Genomic DNA, 16,200 nt, shown 5'->3' with positions numbered 1-16,200 from the left:
AAAGATTAATTCAATCAACCCCCACTCAAAGACCTGCCTTTTAAAAATTAAGATTTAACCCCTCCCATTGCAATCCCTGAAACAATATGTTTTCGGAGAATCGGAAACAGGATCAACATTGGCAAAATCGAGAGGAAGGAACCAATTAAAATTAACGGATATAATGGTTGTCCTGTGCCAGCCGCATTTAAGTTAGCCGTCCAGATTTGCAAGCCTACTGTTAAAGGATAAAGGCTTGTTTTATTTAATAGAACTAATGGTAAGAAAAAGTTATTCCAAGACCCTATGAAAGTGATTAGAAAGAGTGTCACTAGACCGGGACGAATAATAGGAAGGGCAATTCGAAAAAAGATCCCGTAGTCGCTCGCCCCATCGACTCTCCCAGAGTCAATCAGTTCATTCGGCATGGATTCCTTGATAAAAACCATCATGAAATAGACACCAAATGGATTTACAATCATGGGTAACAGGACGCCAGCGTAAGTATTGATAAGACCTAGCGATTTAATCATTAAAAAGACAGGTATCGACAGTGCCGCTCCTGGAATCATTAATGATCCTAAAACAGCAACCGTTAAAAAATTTTTTCCCTTAAACACATATTTAGCTAGAGAGTAGCCTGCCATCGAACTTACTAAAGTTCCTAAGAGGCCCGCGCCTACAGCATAGATCACTGAGTTTAAAACCCAGCGCCAAAACATACCGTCTTGATAAGAATTTAACCACTTTAGATTAGCCATTAAGTGTAAATGCTCAGGAAAGGCGAGCATCGATGTAGTAAATAATTGGTTCGTACTTTTAGTCATCGCGACTAGCAGCCAATAAAGAGGAAATAAAAAGTAAGCGGCCATTACAATCATCAGAATCATCGAGAATGAAGTGGTTATTCTCTCTTTTTTTGATTTGCTATGATTCTCACGTTGTAGATTAGTTGTTATAAATGAATTCGATTTTAGGCTCATATAGTAGTCTTCTCTCCTTCTCCTGTATAGGACAGTGTCGACGAACTCACCGTTGTATGACGATTGATTTTATTTCTAATTTTTTTCTTCTTAGCTGTTGTTCGTTCAGAAGTGGCATACATAAACAATAAGGAGGCAATAAAAGTAATCAGAACCAAAGTAATCGATAGGGTTGCAGAGTAGGTGAAATTCCCATAAGCAAACGCCATATTATAGATATCCATATTTGGTGTAAAAGTAGCCGGTATACTTGTCAGAGAAGAAAGCACATATGGTTCATTAAATAATTGAAGTGAACCAATAATTGATAAAACCGTGGTCATGATGATGACCTGCTTCAGGAGCGGAAGTTTTATATGCCAGGCAGTTTGGAATTCATTACAGCCATCAATTTTTGCCGCATCATACAGTTCGATCGGGATAGAAGTCAGACTTGCAAAATAGATGGTCATATTGTATCCGGTCCATGCCCATGTAGCCATGTTCATAATCCCATACAAAACGGTTCCAGAATCCAATAAATTAAGCGGCTTTCCGCCTGTAAAGATACCAAAAATACTTAAAATAGGGTTAAGATCAGGGGAATACAGAAACCCCCACATAATCGCGGCGATTACACCTGGTACCGCATAGGGCAAGAAATAAATCACACGAAATACTGCTTTATTTTTAACAAATCTGCTATCTAAAAAAAGAGCTAAAACTAAAGCCAAAACTAGCATGATGGTAACTTGTACCACGCCATAGTAGGCAACACGGTAAACGGCATACCAGAAGCTTTTGTCCTCCCATGCAGTTAGATAGTTGGTCAAACCAACAAAGTGATACTTCCCTTGGATATTAACGAACAAGCTCAATATAAGTGAATAAATAAATGGAAAAACAAAGAATAGAGCGAACAAGATCAGAAAAGGGGTAAGAAATATATAGGGAACACGTCGAATTTTTACCATTACCATCCCTCGCGTTTCTGCATTTTATTAATAGCTTCTTTGACCATTACTTTCTTACAGTTCTATTTCTAAGGATGATTGTCTTCTCTTAAAGAACCAAATAATCAGAGCAATAGCGGCTAAGACAATGACCACTGGCAGGGCCGGCGAATTTTGAGCAGATAGAGGTTGTTTAGCTGAGCTCTGTGCCTCCTTAGAAACGATTTTATACCCCGCAGATTTTGCAAAAACAGTCACTTCATTTTGCAAATTATCAAGCGCTTGATCCCATGATTGTTCTCCTGCTGCTGCTTTTGTAAATTCTATTGTCATTTGGTTGTACACATAATCCGTCCACGGGCTCCATTGGTAGGAAGTATCAACAGCTGCAGCTGCTTTCGCATAGATTGGACCAGAAATTTGATTTTTAAGAGCTGGATTAGGAGCATTCATCTCTGATTGCAGGATGCCATATTTATTTCCTGGTACTTGTCCCCGCCCGCCCTTTGTCGTGTCAGTTACATCTAGCTTTTCAGCTGCAGCACTCGTGTTAATCCAAGCCGCAAAAAGTGCAGCCGCTTCAGGATATTTTGATTGTGTGGTTACGGCATTGGTTGACCCGCCCCAGTTACCGTCAACAAATTTCCCATTTGCCGCCCATTGAGGAATATCTGCTGCATTCCAGTTATCGGTTCCCTTCTTCACATACGGCTGGATCATGTAGGTTGGCGACCAAGCAGCACCCGCTACTGAAGCATACAATCCCTTACCGATGTTGCTTTGCCATTGTGGATTCCAATCATTTGTTGCATGGACAACCCCTTTATTGACTAAATCCCCCCAGAAATTTATCACTTTCTTTGCTTCAGGACTATTTAAGTTAATCTCCCAGCCCTTTGATGTTTTCGTGAATGGTCTAGCGCCGGCCTGCCACAGTAAACCCGTAATAAAGCCACCGTCGTTAATCGGGAAGTAGGACATATACATATCCGGATTCTGCTTGTGCAGCTTTTCGCCTTCTATCGCAAATTCATCCCAAGTTTTTGGAATGGCTAAATTATATTTTTTAAATATATCTGGCCGATAAAGTAATGCCAATGGCCCGATATCCTCTGGAATGGCGTAAATGTTGCCGCCTTGTTTTACCTGGTTCCATGTCCAAGGTTGAAAGTAGGAGCCGTATGATTTTACATATTTTGATATATCGAGAATTCCACCTGTATCAACAAACTTAGGGATGTACTGGTATTCAATCTGTACAACATCTGGAGCCCCTGCTCCTGCTTTAATGGCAGTGGTTAGTTTGTTGTACTCCGCATTTCCGCTCCCTATTAACGGGTGATCTACTTTAATGTTCGGATACTCTTTGTTAAAGGCTGCAATAACTTTGTCGGGATTTGCTGTCCACGTCCACCAAGTGATGGCTGCGTTTTTTGTGTACTTTGGGTAAGTAGGTTGTTTTACGCCTTCCGCAAAACTGGTTGTTGTGGTTGTGAGAAAGAAACTACAAAGAACAAGCAATGTTACGATAACTCTTCTTACTTTCATGTCCATCCACCTCACTTTTAAAATATTAAAAATATTGTAAATTTTTAATATTTTAAATATAAATTTGCTTGAAAGCGCTGTCAATGATAGCTTGTACCTATAAAAACACGCTGTTTTCCTTGTTTTCCAGCAGAACTCTCCAGCTGACATCCGACCCTTGACCTATTAATACATGATTTTATAGGGTAAGATCCTATTTCTGATACATAGCTCTTATAGGTATTTTTTCATGGAAAATAATTCTATTTTTATTATTTTATGATAAAAACTGGCACTGTTTTGGTAGGAATTGAATTAATAAAGAAGAAATAATTCCATAAACGGTAAAAAAGCACAGGTGATAGCAAAAATCACCTGTGCTCCATTCACGCTTATTTCCATTTCATAAACACATTTTTCACTTTGTTCACCGGTATCAGCGATCCGCCCCTGCCTTGGACATTTTCCACCATCATTGCCACCATCAAGCTCGGATTATCCGGGTTATAAGCAATAAACCAGCCATTTTCCGTGCCAGTTACCCCTTGCTTCTGCTTAATCTCAGCTGTCCCCGTTTTGCCTGCCAATGGATACCCTGGGATCTCAGCTGCACGTGCCGTCCCGCCAGGATCACTCACAACCTTGCGCAAATCCGCCGAAATCAACTTAGCATTCTCAGCTGAGACCGCAGCCTCCTTCCAAACCTGCCCCTGCTGCTCATCCGACAGCAGAACCGGTTTGATCACATTTCCGTTACCATTGGCAAACGGCGTATATGAGGCCAATAAATGAACAATGCTCATCTGCACCTGACCCTGACCATAACCTGAGTCTGCGAGCGAAATATCATTGCCGAGTGTGCCCGTTACCGATTTCTCAAGCGGGAACGGATAGCCTAACTCTTCTTCAAAGCCAAATTTCTTCAGCCCTTCAACAAACTTATCTTTCCCTATCTTCAATGCAGCCTGAGCAAAATAAATATTATCGGAATAAACGAGCGCTCTTTCCAAATTCACCGGCTCTGTCCCGGCATGAACCCTCGTCACAAAATATTTGCCCCATGACTGATCCTTTTGCCATTTCGCTCCTAAAATCGGCACTGCTTGACCTGGCACAATCGAGCCGGTCTCCAGGCCGACCGCTGCCGTTAATGCTTTCATCACCGAGCCAGGCGCATAGGCTTGCTTAAAACGAGTCGTCAGCGGCTGCTTAGGGTTCTTCTGCAGTGCCTGCCACTCTTCAGCAGCCATACCAAGCATGACCTGATTCGGGTCAAACGATGGGCTGCTGACAAGCGCCAGCGTTTCTCCAGTCACCGGGTTCATCGCTGCTGCTGTTCCGGCTTCCCCGTCAATTTCAGTAAACACCGTCTTTTGTAACTCCGCATCGATCGTCAGCTTAACATCCTGGCCATCGACAACCGGCTTCTCGGCAAGGACCACATCCGCGCTCCCGGCCGCCTTCTTTTTAATGACAATCTTTACACCTCTTGTGCCCCGTAAGCGCTCATCCAGCACCTGCTCAAGGCCGCGCTTGCCAATCACATCACCACTCGTGTAACCCTTGTCCTTCAGCTTTGCCAGATCATCGGCAGTAATTGCCCCGACATAGCCAACAAGCTGTGCTGCGGCCGCTCCATAAGGATAAACCCGTGCTTCCACTTTCCGTGTCTTTACCGGCTCGAGTGCAATCAACTGTGCAATTCGCTTTTGGTCGTCCATTGACACCTTCGCGAGCGGCACAAACTGTCCTGGCTGCACCCAGCTGGCACTAAGCAAATTGTTAATCTGCTCCTTTGTCATCTTTAAGAGCGGCGCCAATTGCGAAAGAATCGCATCGTCCAGCTTCCCCGCCACGACGCCGATCTCATATACCTGGCCATTTACTGCCAGACCCGAGCCGTTACGGTCGAGAATCTCCCCGCGCTTCGGTGCCGACGTACTCATGCTTATCTTATCGCCTTCTTTTAATCCTTTAAAAATGAACTCAGTATTCCAGTCTACATACCAGTTCTTGTTATTGTCTCTTTCTTCTTCTTGTAATCTAGCTTGCTGGCTATATTTTATCGGCCCAGCAATACTATTCATGCTGGCGGTAAAAGAATATTGGACTGGTTCTTTATCTTCCTGATCCTTTTTCGGCTTTTTGAAGTCGATTTTGAGGTCCTTAATCTGCAAATCATCGTAGAGTTTTTCGTAGCGAGATATGAATTGTTCTTTGCTGATATTCTTTTTTGCATCACTAGAAAGATAATCATACATTTTTGAAAATTTTTGCTGGTTCCATAAAGCTATGTAATCGGAGAATCGTTGTTCTGGAGTGGGTTCCTTGCTGCAGCCGGCAATCACGGTGATCACCAGCAGGAGCAGAATCCCTAGTAATTTTTTCAAAACCAAATCCCTCCTTTTATTTCCATTCTAACATACTAGGGTGTGGAAATGGTCAAATCTGGATTTGCATCAAAGCTCACAAAAGGGGTTCCTTTTTAAGAAAATATTAATCGTTTCTTAATAGTTTGTTCATAACTAGACGCTATACTATGTTTATTCACACTTATTCAAACCCCCTTTGATAATCCGGCCTTCATGGCGGATTTTTTTTTTGCCCAATGAGCACGGGGACGGTTCTCATGCTTCGGAAGCATGAGAACCGTCCCCGTGCTCCCTCTCCAAACAAAAAAAAGAGGAAAGTGTTTATTCCCCTTCCCCTTAGTTGCTTATTATGAGTTGCTGTTATCTTTAGAGTTTGTTGAGTCATCAGTAGCCGGATCTTCAATTTTTTGTTGGTCTTGTTTTACGTCCGGAGTTTTTGATGATTCTTTACTATCGTTCGTAAGGGTGTCTTCTTGCAGTGTGCTCAACGATTTTTCAAAGTAGTTTGTTGGGTTTACTGCTACACCGTCTTTACGGATTTCAAAATGTACATGGGTTCCAGCTTTTTCGTTGAACAAGCTTTGTCCAGCCTTGGCAATAACTTGATCTTGTTTTACTTGGTCGCCAACCTTCACTTTTATGTCTTTAACAGATTGGTATTGTGTAACAACGCCATTCTCATGATCGATTTCAATCACATTTCCTAGTGTTGCATCTTCTTCGACACGTGTAACGGTTCCGCTAAGTGATGCAGTAACATCAAAGCTTTCGCCGTTTTTCTCAGTAATGTCGATTCCCATGTTTGGCTCATACCTATTATTGTAGAATACTAAGGCTGATTCCTGGTCCGCTGCTTTGCCTTGGAAATCATAGAATTTTGTTTTGACGACAGCATCATCAGCGTTTGCTACTGGCATTTTGAAGTTTTCGATTGATTTGTTTACTTCAACTGCTGGAGCATTGTTCTTTTTACCGGAAAGGTCAGTGGCCTTGTAATCATACTTATTAGTGTTGCTGCTTGATGATTGATACCATAGAACTCCGGTTAAAATGATTGCTGCACTTGCGATATAAATGGCTGGAAATACCCAACGCTTTTTGAAAAAGCGTTTTACACTGGAACTTTGAGAAGATCGTTTGTTTTCTTCCTCTCTCATTTTCATCACCTCAGCAATCATTCTGAACAGATAAGTAGAATTATATACACGAGGGCAAAAAAATTTTTAAAACTTATTTTTCGACAGTAGGAATGATTTTATGCATTCTTTTTTTAAAAATTTTTCGAGGTGAGCTTGTTATGCTTTTAATTAAGGCATGGGGCAATGGTTAAAGGGAAGTTTGGCGGGTGCTGGGGCGTGTTCGGGAGCTTTAGAGAGCTTGTTGTGGACTAAGCTCTTTTGTTATGCAATTGTCCTTATGAACCGTCAGATAAGTTCTAATGGCGGGTTATTTATCCCTGTGCGTTTAGTAGAATTTTTTGGAATATACATACAATCTTACAGCTGCCGGATCGCTCAAAAAAAAATATTAGAATGTTAAAAATAGGTAATCATATTATAGATGTATTTTCACTGCTTACTGTAAATGAAGAAGTTTCCTGGAAACAATGTTTTTAGGGGAGAAGGAATGAACCTATGCAGAAGCTCCAAATCAATTCATACCAATTGTTTATCCTGATTGTTTTATTTGAATTAGGTACCGCCGTTTTGTTTGGCCCGGGAGCAACGGCCAAACAGGATGCCTGGATCGCAAATCTACTAGGGCTGGCAGGGGGTTTATTACTCTTTTTGGTCTATTATCGTCTCTTTACCTACTATCCTGAAATCCCGTTAACTAGTTATGTGCAAAAAATCCTCGGGAAATGGTTAGGCGGTCTTATTGCCTTTTTTTACATTTCTTATTTTTTATATCAGAGCTCGAGAATTTTAAGGGATATCGGGGAGCTGTTAGTGACGACAATTTACACAAACACACCCTTGATCATACTGAATTTTTTTATGATTGTTACGGTTATGTACGGGATTTATAAGGGTTTTGAGGTAATTGCAAGGGTTGGCGAGATAAGTTTTATCGGTGTTTATTTATTAGCGATTGCAGGTTTCTTTACGATTTTATTTACGGATATCTTACATCTAGAAAACCTAAAACCAATTCTTGAAAATGGCTGGAGTCCTGTTTTAAAAACGGTTTTAAAGCATACTATTAATTTTCCTTTCGGCGAAATGATCGTCCTTACGATGCTGCTGCCTTATTTAAATAACAAAAAGAGAGTATTAAAGGTTTGTTTGGGTGGAATGATTTTAAGCGGTATTAACATCACGATTACATCCGTCATCAATATTGCTGTGTTAGGGGTGGAACTTTTTTTACGATCCCCTTTTCCGCTCTATAACACGATTAGAAAAATTCAACTCACAGCTTTTCTCCAACGCTTGGATATTTTCTTTATTCTTTATTTGATTATAGCAGGTTTTTTTAAATTATGTGTTTATTATTATGTTGCTGTTATTGGAGCAGCCGACCTTTTTAAACTTAAAGACCATTCGATGCTTATTTTTCCACTAGGGGTTGTCATCATAATCGGTTCGATGACCATTGCTTCCAATTATTCAGAGCATATACAAGAAGGCACAGTGACTATCCCCTATCTTTTACACCTGCCTTTTCAGATGATTATTCCAGTGATCCTGTTAATAATTGCTTTTGTAAAAGGTTTAAAAAACCGTAAATGACAGGTCATTTCATTATTCAGGTACTCAGCTTTGTTCCTAGACAAAAATAAATAAGCCAGGCGCCCCGCCTGACTTATTTATTTTTGTGCGGTCAAGGTAGACAGCATACTCTCTGCTGAAGTGACCTCTACCCCTTTATAATAATGCTTCACAATCGCCTGATAATCAGACCCTTCTTCGGCCATACCGTTCGCCCCGTATTGACTCATGCCAACGCCGTGGCCAAAGCCTTTCGTGGTAATCACAATATTATTGCCTTTACGCTGCCATGAAAAATCGGACGACTTCAGGTCTAATTTTTCCCGGATATCCCTTCCGGTCAGCACCTTGCCATTAAAGTCGACTTTCGCCACCCTTTTTCCAGTGGTACGGGCGACAATTTTTCCGATTGTCGAACTTGAGCCAATCTTCACACCCAGCTTTGCTTCAAACGCTCTCACCGTTAGCACCTTTTGATTGGAAAACTTCGGTGACTCTTTATCCCATGGACTCGGGACACTTCGTAGATAGGGAAAACTGCCAGCCCAGTAGTCCTCTGAATCTTCGGTATAGCCATTTCCTGTGGAAAAGAACAGAGCGTCGATCGGTTTTCCGGAATAAGTTAAAATTTGGCCGCCCGTCGAACGAACGGCTTCGACGACCTTTTTCTTTTTCCATGCATAATCCTGACCCCAGTCGCGTCTCATTTCAGCATCATTCATATAGACCTGGTGGATTTGCGTATCGGTTACCTGTGCACCCTTTGGTACCCCCATCGTATCCTTATTTACCAATCTGTTTACGATATATGTTCGTGCCGCTAATGCCTGAGCCTTGAGTGCTTCTTCCTTAAATTCTGCCGGCATTTCCGCCGCCACAACCCCAATCAGATAATCTTCAAAAGGAACTTTTTCAATTACCTTTTTAGCTGAGCGGTAAACAGATACCGTTACAGCCGTATCAGCGTCTATGCTAGAGGTTGTCGGTGTTCCCTTGGCGGAGGCCTTGGTTAAGTCTTCCCCGAGCTTTCCGCTCGAGTTGTGCTCCCCTGAAAATGGTAATACTAGAACAGAGGGAATAATGATGGTTAAGGCAATGAGGAGTGATGCTAGTACGATGAGTGGTTTGATTTTGTTCATGATAGTGCCTCCAGTTTGTAAAATTCTCGAGCCAGCACAAACCTGCCGGATTGCGTCTCAATTACATACATATGGAGGCGGACAAGCATTTATTACAGATATTTTAGCAGTAAATGTGATGGAAATGGTGACAGGCACCCATATGGTTATAAACACTATGATTAAGTGACCCACCGTGGATTTACCTGTAACCAAAGTAGATAGCGGAGATACGGTGACAGGCACCAATTCGACCGTAAACACTATAAATAAGTGCCCCACCAAAGAAACGGTGCCTGTCACCATCAACTTTCACATAAACAAAAGAATCCCTTAGTAACACAGCCGTCGGATATCAGACGACTGTCTACTAAGGGATTCTTTCACTATTATTTCATCTTATTTGAAAAACTTTAAGCGTTCATATCAGAAACATATTTCTTTGTTTCGACAAACGTTTCGTCAGCTTCTGTAATACGTTCGATATCTGCGCCTAATCCAGCCAACTTGCCGTGGAAGTCTACATAACCGCGGTCTAAGTGTTTCAACTCAGTCACGCGTGTCATGCCTTCAGATACCAAACCAGTCAGAATCAACGCTGCTGCGGCACGAAGGTCAGTTGCAGACACTTCAGCACCCTGCAAATTAGAAGGACCATTTAAAATAACAGAACGGCCTTCAATCTTGATATCTGCATTCATGCGGCGGAATTCTTCCACGTGCATAAAACGGTTCTCAAACACGGTTTCAGTAATCATGGAAGTACCTTCTGCACGAAGCAATAACGCCATCATTTGTGACTGCATATCTGTTGGGAATCCTGGGTGCGGCATTGTTTTAATATCAACTGCCTTCAGACGATCAGGACCGATGACACGTACACCATCTTCTTCCTCATGAATCTCAACGCCCATTTCTTCCATTTTCGCAATCAAAGAAGATAAGTGTTCAGGGACTGCACCCCTTACCAATACATCTCCACCCGTAATCGCAGCTGCTACCATAAACGTACCCGCTTCAATCCGGTCAGGAATAATCGCATGATCAGCGCCAAATAATACATCAACGCCCTCAATACGTAACGTACCAGTGCCGGCACCCTTGACGCTAGCGCCCATTTTGTTCAAGAAATTAGCTAAATCGACAATCTCAGGTTCTTTCGCAACATTTTCAATAATGGTTGTACCCTGTGCTAGAGTCGCAGCCATCATGATATTTTCTGTTGCCCCTACACTTGGGAAATCCAAATAAATCTTTGCACCTTTTAAGCGGCCGTCTACCTCCGCTTCAATAAAGCCATTTCCTACTTTTACCTTCGCACCCATTGCTTCAAATCCTTTTAAGTGCTGGTCAATAGGACGGGATCCAATCGCACAGCCACCAGGTAACGCGACCCGGGCTCTGCCATTTCGAGCTAATAACGATCCCATAACGAGGACAGACGCACGCATTTTTCGTACGTATTCAAACGGCGCCTCTTCTTTTAACACTCTAGATGCATCAACAACAACTGTATTATTGTCAAAAGCCACTTCAGCGTTTAAGTTGCGAATCACTTCATTAATTGTGTATACATCGGAGAGTGTAGGTACATCACGTATCACACTTTTTCCATCACTTGCTAATAATGTTGCAGCGAGCACAGGCAGCACGGCATTTTTTGCACCTTCAACTTTAACCGTACCAGACAACCTTTGTCCGCCGCGGACGATGATCTTTTCCAAGAGTATTCCCCTCCGCGTCCATTTTCTCTATATTAATATTCAATCGTTATGATAGGGGTTCCAACTACTATGGTAGTCTTCGCGCCCAATCCTTCGGAGCGTAAGCCAATTTGTAAATTCATGTTATTCAATTTGTGATCTATGGAGCCTGTAAACATTGGCGATGATGCCGAAACAGACATGAAATTCTCCTCTTTTAACGCTTCGATCTCTTTTGCATTAAAACCTGACATCACCCTGCCAGCCTTCTTTGCCAAAGCCGTATCAATCTTATCACTGAAAACGCCTTTCATACAAGAGAAAACTGTAGGTTTGCCCCGAAATATGTCAGATAGCCTATTTCGGAACTCTTTGGTAGTGAAAAAGCTCTCAGTCGCCTTGTTCCACTCACTTCCACGAACACTATATACTATATACGCATCTACAGGTTGTTTTGTGTGGGTTGCCATCAATTGAAGCATTTCTTGGTGGTGTTTTGATGTTGGAGATACTGCTGTCACTTGCCACTTCTGGCTGGTGTTGGTTACAGACCATTTCCAATCCGGAAACTTCTGCTGAAGCTTTTTCGCATAATTCTGCACTTCTTCTACACTTTTCATGCTGGTCACATGCTCACGTGCATAAAAAGACCAATAATCGGGCAAAATATGTTCGGCCTGCAAAATAGAGCCTATTTTCGCTAAATCATCGGCGCCTTTTGGCAAAATCAACGAGTCGCTGCCCGCCTGCTTTTCTGCCTTTAACAAGCTGCTCATGGCTTCAGTTGTTTTGTTTCCCATCATAACAAGGATCAAACTGACAATTAAAATCATATATATAAAATTCTTAACATGTCTCTTCATTTCTCCACTCCCCCTCACTACCATTGTTGCCAGGCAGTCTGAGAGCAATACGTGGGAAATGTCGTCACTTTATGACAAAAATGAGCTCATTCAATCATTTCATACCTTCCAAATTTGGGACATCCTTAGCTTTCCACATAAACTCGATTGTACTCAAAATATTGTGGTTTGGGAACACGAAAGAAGACCTAAAATTTTTCCAATTTCATTCGTCAGGATGAAGCATGGGAAGCATGGGGACGGTTCTTGTGCTTCCTGTTGGAAGCAGGAGAACCGTCCCCATGCTTCCAATTATCGTCCGTTATGGCAGCAATAATGGCAGTTGTTTAGACCATTGAAGATAATCAAGGAAAAAGTTACTAACAGATGAACCGATCATGATGGCTAACAATATGTATAGTAATCGTGCCTGGAACACATGGTTTGGTCTCAACAGCTTTTCTAACCGGATTGCCTGCAGCGCATACCAGGCTAATGCAATAAAGACGATATGTGACAGGATACTCACTAACGCTATTTGCCCAAAGTCCTCCATCCATTTGCCCTCCCTTTTTCAGGCCCAACCAATATTCTATCATATAGACGAATGAAAGTCAGAAAAGATTCATGTTTTGGATATTTTTGGATTATTCAAAATATAGGAAGGGTTTACATATAAATTGCCTGCCTAAACAAAATTCCTCCTGAGAAATTCATGTTTAAGCAGGCAACCCGAAATTATATCTCATTCCACACCCGGTCGATATTTAATGGAACAAACACTCTGTCCCCTTGGATCTCCTTATGGATAATCGGATTTTCAAAATATTCCTCTAAGCTGCGTCTTTTACTTCTTCTATGTCTTACAATCCGGTGAACACCTAATAATGTATCTAAACTTTGTTTTGAAAATTTCATCCTCTTCACCTCATTATTTTTTTAATCGATAGGAAACAGCCGCTTCCTATCGATATTTTATATATGGTTAAGCTGATTTTGCTGCCACAACGATGACCTTACCATGGTCCAATTCTTCTTCATATCGTTCCGCATCATTACTTGATACGCCCAATGACACTAATTTAGAGCGAAGTTCGTCTCCGCGAGTTCGGAATACATTGGCAATAGAATCGAATACACCCTGTTCTTGAACACTAATATCGTTAACATCTAATGAATCGGTTAGGTCCTCAGAGCGGTTTTTGTCGTGGGCTAATAAGTAGATTTCATCCTTTGAATAACCCTGCATGATTAACTGCTCAATTTCCTGTTTCGCCTGTACACCATTTTCAACGATTCTAACTGTTTCCATTTCGCTTCCTCCTTTTTTCAACTTCTGTTACGTATATAACCGGCTCCAAATGAAATAAAACCTACTTTTCTAAAAATCTATTAAGTTTGGAAACAACTTCAACTTGGGTATATAGAAAACACCTATGACTACTGGAGGTGTATATATGAAGAAATTAATCTGTAGAAATTGCGGGAACGCGGAGTTTGAAGTGTTAAATGTAGGTGAAACATTGTGCAAATGTGGCCGGAGACTAACGAAGCTAAGTGACTATCAATTGGAATCCTCACAAAAATGGAAAGAAAACCAACGACGCCGTGCTGAGATCATTTCTAAGATCAGTTTATTGAAACGGGAAGTGGACAAATGCCTGGATGAACGGGATGAAGAAGGCTTTAAAAAGCGATCGTTTGAATTAAAGCTTTGCTATCATTTTTTAGACACTGCCTTGCAGGACCCGCAGCTCCGTCTCAAGGAGCGAATTAAGCAAAATCAAAATAAGTTTAGTTTTTAAATGTTTAAGTGCTCCGAGTACGGGTATTTAATAAGCATAACAAAATGAAAAATAGAAAGGAGACATTCTCATGGGATTTATTTGGTCATTAATTATTGGAGGTATCATTGGTTGGTTAGCTGGACTCATTCTAGGACGTGACATTCCAGGCGGTATTATCGGAAATATTATTGCAGGTTTTATCGGTGCATGGCTTGGTTCATTAATCTTAGGTGGATGGGGACCAGAAATCGGTGGATTCTTTATCCTCCCAGCACTAATCGGAGCGATTATCCTGGTGTTTGTATTAAGTCTCATCCTAAAAGGTAGAAGAAAAACTGCATAATCAAAAGATTTAGTCGAGACTGCCTTACCGGCAGTCTTTTTATGTTGCGGAGAAATCCCCTGCTCACTTTGGCGAGGCAATGAATTCACTCCATAAAAAGAGGTACCCGCCGCAGCCAGCAGCCACCCAGGCCGCAGCGTATACCTCTATAGGACCCCGGAAAACAACCTGGCAAACGATTCTTTCCATTTTACCTCCAGGCCTCTTTTATAAAACTCGACGGGCCGGATGCGGCGGCAATCCTTTAGATCCTCTTCATAATGAACAATGAGATCATTAATCGAGTCCGTCCCGGTTAAAAACAAATTCACCTCAAAATTCAAATGAAAGCTGCGCATATCGACATTCGCAGTGCCAATCGAAGCAAGATCCCCATCGACAATGATCACTTTTTTATGTAAAAAGCCCTTTTGGTACGAATAAATCTCAATCCCTGCCCTTAATAGTTCCGGAAAATACGATTGCGTCGCATATTGGGTCAGGAAACCATCATTGGTGTCAGGCACCATTAAGCGCACCTGGATGTTGTTTTGGGCAGCGATTCTGAGTGCTGTTTGGATGGCCTGGTTGGGAATGAAGTACGGGGTGGCGATCCAGATTGATTTTGTGGCGCAGGTGATCATCGCGTAGTAGTGGTCACTCATATCCCGTGTTTCCGGACCTGTTGCAACGACATGGACCAAGCCGTCACCCGCTACAGGTACGGGCCGCAGATAGCGGTCATTTTCAAAAAGGATTTCGCCAGTGGCGTACTTCCAATCAAGCAGAAACACCGCATGAAGCGTTTGAACCGCTTCCCCTTCGAGCACGACATGGCTGTCACACCAAAAACCGAAGTGGTCGTCTTCGCCGAGGTATTCAACCCCAACGTTTAATCCGCCGGAAAAGCCGACCTTTCCATCAATGACAATGATTTTACGATGATTCCGGAAGTTAAACTTTTGATTATACCAGCCTCTATTTAAAGGTAAAAAAGGCCGGACGTTGATGCCAGCCTCCAACATTTTCTTCATTGCCTTCTTTGAAAGGGAGAAACTGCCGGCCGCATCGAACAGGAGCCGCACCTCGACACCTTCCTTCACCTTCGCTTTTAAAATATCGATCAATTCTTGGCCTAGGCGGTCATAGCGAAAGATGTAATATTCAAGGTGAATAAAATTGCGCGCTTTTCTTAGCTGCCGTTTAATTTCTTCAAAGGTATCATTACCATTACGTAATATTTTGGTTTTGGTGTTCTGGTTTTGGTCGGTTAACGTTACCTTCTCCAAATAGCTGGCAAACGAACGCTGGTGGTCATTCAAGTTTGATAGGTCGAGCTTCTTTTGCTTTTTATCAAGCGCTTCAAATAGCTCACGATCACTTATCCGCTTACTTTTAAACAACTCCCCTTTGACCAGTAATTGACCAGAATAAATGTAAAAAATATAGCCGAGAACCGGCAGCAAGATTAATATGTAGGTCCATAACAGGGTGGTTTGAGCGGGGCGGTTCTCAAGCCAAAGGGCCAGGACCGTGTTGATAATGATGACAGCGTAAAGGGTCATACACAGCGCCTTCCACCATACCGGTACTTCCATAAATATGACCATATAACTACAAACGATCATCAGCGCAGCAAAAAGCCATTCAAAGCGTTTTCTTTTCATGACGGTATTCACCCTTTTTTACTATGAAATACCCTTTCTATTTGTATATCAAACAAAAGGAGCCTCACCCATAATCGGGCAGGCTCCAAACGTTTTTTTTTTAATGGGTTGGCGGGTGAGAAATTGAGATATCAGCGGTTTTCTACTTGATATCGGCGATTTTTCACCCGATATCGGCGATTTCTCACACGATATCAGCGGGTTTTCACACGATATCAGCGATTTTCACCCGATATCGCGGTTTTCACCCGATATCA

At 42.0% G+C, this 16,200-nt stretch carries 16 protein-coding genes; 4 read left to right on the top strand and 12 right to left on the bottom strand.

The window, feature by feature from the left end:
- Nucleotides 1-47: 47 nt before the first annotated feature.
- The 5 genes from ACZ9EE_RS17305 to ACZ9EE_RS17285 all read right to left on the bottom strand — a co-directional run bounded on the left by ACZ9EE_RS17305 (nucleotide 48) and on the right by ACZ9EE_RS17285 (nucleotide 6,950).
- On the bottom strand, nucleotides 48-962 hold the full coding sequence (locus ACZ9EE_RS17305) for a carbohydrate ABC transporter permease (RefSeq protein WP_476028917.1): 915 nt from the start codon (nucleotides 960-962) through the stop codon (nucleotides 48-50).
- Nucleotides 959-1,915, bottom strand: a complete 957-nt coding sequence (locus ACZ9EE_RS17300) for a carbohydrate ABC transporter permease (RefSeq protein ID WP_476028915.1) — start codon at nucleotides 1,913-1,915, stop codon at nucleotides 959-961. The genes ACZ9EE_RS17305 and ACZ9EE_RS17300 overlap by 4 nt, the downstream gene beginning before the upstream one ends.
- A gap of 54 nt (nucleotides 1,916-1,969) precedes the next feature.
- A complete protein-coding gene (locus tag ACZ9EE_RS17295; RefSeq protein ID WP_476028913.1) occupies nucleotides 1,970-3,442 on the bottom strand; it encodes an ABC transporter substrate-binding protein in 1,473 nt (490 codons plus the stop codon).
- A 371-nt stretch (nucleotides 3,443-3,813) separates the two neighbouring features.
- Nucleotides 3,814-5,811, bottom strand: coding sequence for a penicillin-binding transpeptidase domain-containing protein (locus ACZ9EE_RS17290; protein ID WP_476028911.1), 1,998 nt, complete (start codon nucleotides 5,809-5,811; stop codon nucleotides 3,814-3,816).
- A 329-nt stretch (nucleotides 5,812-6,140) separates the two neighbouring features.
- Nucleotides 6,141-6,950, bottom strand: a complete 810-nt coding sequence (locus ACZ9EE_RS17285) for a peptidoglycan DD-metalloendopeptidase family protein (RefSeq protein ID WP_476028909.1) — start codon at nucleotides 6,948-6,950, stop codon at nucleotides 6,141-6,143.
- A 477-nt stretch (nucleotides 6,951-7,427) separates the two neighbouring features.
- Between ACZ9EE_RS17285 and ACZ9EE_RS17280 the strand changes: the two genes are divergently transcribed.
- A complete protein-coding gene (locus tag ACZ9EE_RS17280) occupies nucleotides 7,428-8,525 on the top strand; it encodes a GerAB/ArcD/ProY family transporter (RefSeq protein WP_476028907.1) in 1,098 nt (365 codons plus the stop codon).
- Nucleotides 8,526-8,602: 77 nt separating this feature from the next.
- Here ACZ9EE_RS17280 and spoIID read toward each other — a convergent pair whose 3' ends face one another.
- Entirely contained in the window at nucleotides 8,603-9,643 is a 1,041-nt protein-coding gene (gene spoIID, locus ACZ9EE_RS17275; RefSeq protein ID WP_476028906.1) for a stage II sporulation protein D, read from the bottom strand.
- Between spoIID and ACZ9EE_RS17270 the strand changes: the two genes are divergently transcribed.
- A complete protein-coding gene (locus ACZ9EE_RS17270) occupies nucleotides 9,642-9,812 on the top strand; it encodes a hypothetical protein (RefSeq protein ID WP_476028904.1) in 171 nt (56 codons plus the stop codon). The two genes, spoIID and ACZ9EE_RS17270, sit on opposite strands and share 2 nt — an antisense overlap.
- Before the next feature lie 223 nt (nucleotides 9,813-10,035).
- On the opposite strand, the gene murA is transcribed toward ACZ9EE_RS17270, so the two are convergent.
- From murA to ACZ9EE_RS17245, 5 genes are all read right to left on the bottom strand, one after another.
- Entirely contained in the window at nucleotides 10,036-11,346 is a 1,311-nt protein-coding gene (murA, locus tag ACZ9EE_RS17265) for a UDP-N-acetylglucosamine 1-carboxyvinyltransferase (protein ID WP_476028902.1), read from the bottom strand.
- 32 nt (nucleotides 11,347-11,378) lie between these two features.
- Entirely contained in the window at nucleotides 11,379-12,188 is an 810-nt protein-coding gene (locus tag ACZ9EE_RS17260; RefSeq protein ID WP_476028900.1) for a YwmB family TATA-box binding protein, read from the bottom strand.
- A 301-nt stretch (nucleotides 12,189-12,489) separates the two neighbouring features.
- Nucleotides 12,490-12,723: a DUF1146 family protein gene (locus tag ACZ9EE_RS17255; protein ID WP_476028899.1), complete on the bottom strand. Its 234-nt coding sequence runs from the start codon at nucleotides 12,721-12,723 to the stop codon at nucleotides 12,490-12,492.
- Between the two features lie 182 nt (nucleotides 12,724-12,905).
- On the bottom strand, nucleotides 12,906-13,085 hold the full coding sequence (locus ACZ9EE_RS17250; protein WP_476028898.1) for a hypothetical protein: 180 nt from the start codon (nucleotides 13,083-13,085) through the stop codon (nucleotides 12,906-12,908).
- 67 nt (nucleotides 13,086-13,152) lie between these two features.
- Nucleotides 13,153-13,479 carry a YflT domain-containing protein gene (locus ACZ9EE_RS17245; protein WP_476028896.1) on the bottom strand — a complete coding sequence of 109 codons (327 nt, stop codon included), beginning with the start codon at nucleotides 13,477-13,479 and terminating at the stop codon, nucleotides 13,153-13,155.
- Between the two features lie 145 nt (nucleotides 13,480-13,624).
- On the opposite strand from ACZ9EE_RS17245, the gene ACZ9EE_RS17240 reads away from it, so the two are divergent.
- Nucleotides 13,625-13,972, top strand: a complete 348-nt coding sequence (locus ACZ9EE_RS17240) for a hypothetical protein (RefSeq protein ID WP_476028894.1) — start codon at nucleotides 13,625-13,627, stop codon at nucleotides 13,970-13,972.
- A gap of 70 nt (nucleotides 13,973-14,042) precedes the next feature.
- Nucleotides 14,043-14,297, top strand: coding sequence for a GlsB/YeaQ/YmgE family stress response membrane protein (locus ACZ9EE_RS17235; protein WP_476028892.1), 255 nt, complete (start codon nucleotides 14,043-14,045; stop codon nucleotides 14,295-14,297).
- A 146-nt stretch (nucleotides 14,298-14,443) separates the two neighbouring features.
- On the opposite strand, the gene cls is transcribed toward ACZ9EE_RS17235, so the two are convergent.
- The gene (cls, locus tag ACZ9EE_RS17230) at nucleotides 14,444-15,943 is read right to left on the bottom strand and encodes a cardiolipin synthase (protein WP_476028890.1); all 1,500 of its coding nucleotides are present in this window, start codon (nucleotides 15,941-15,943) and stop codon (nucleotides 14,444-14,446) included.
- Between the last annotated feature and the right edge of the window lie 257 nt (nucleotides 15,944-16,200).

Source organism: Bacillus sp. URHA0034 (genome assembly GCF_056280405.1).
The sequence above is the reverse complement of the archived record's forward strand: the minus strand, read 5'-3'. Positions and strand labels throughout refer to the sequence as shown.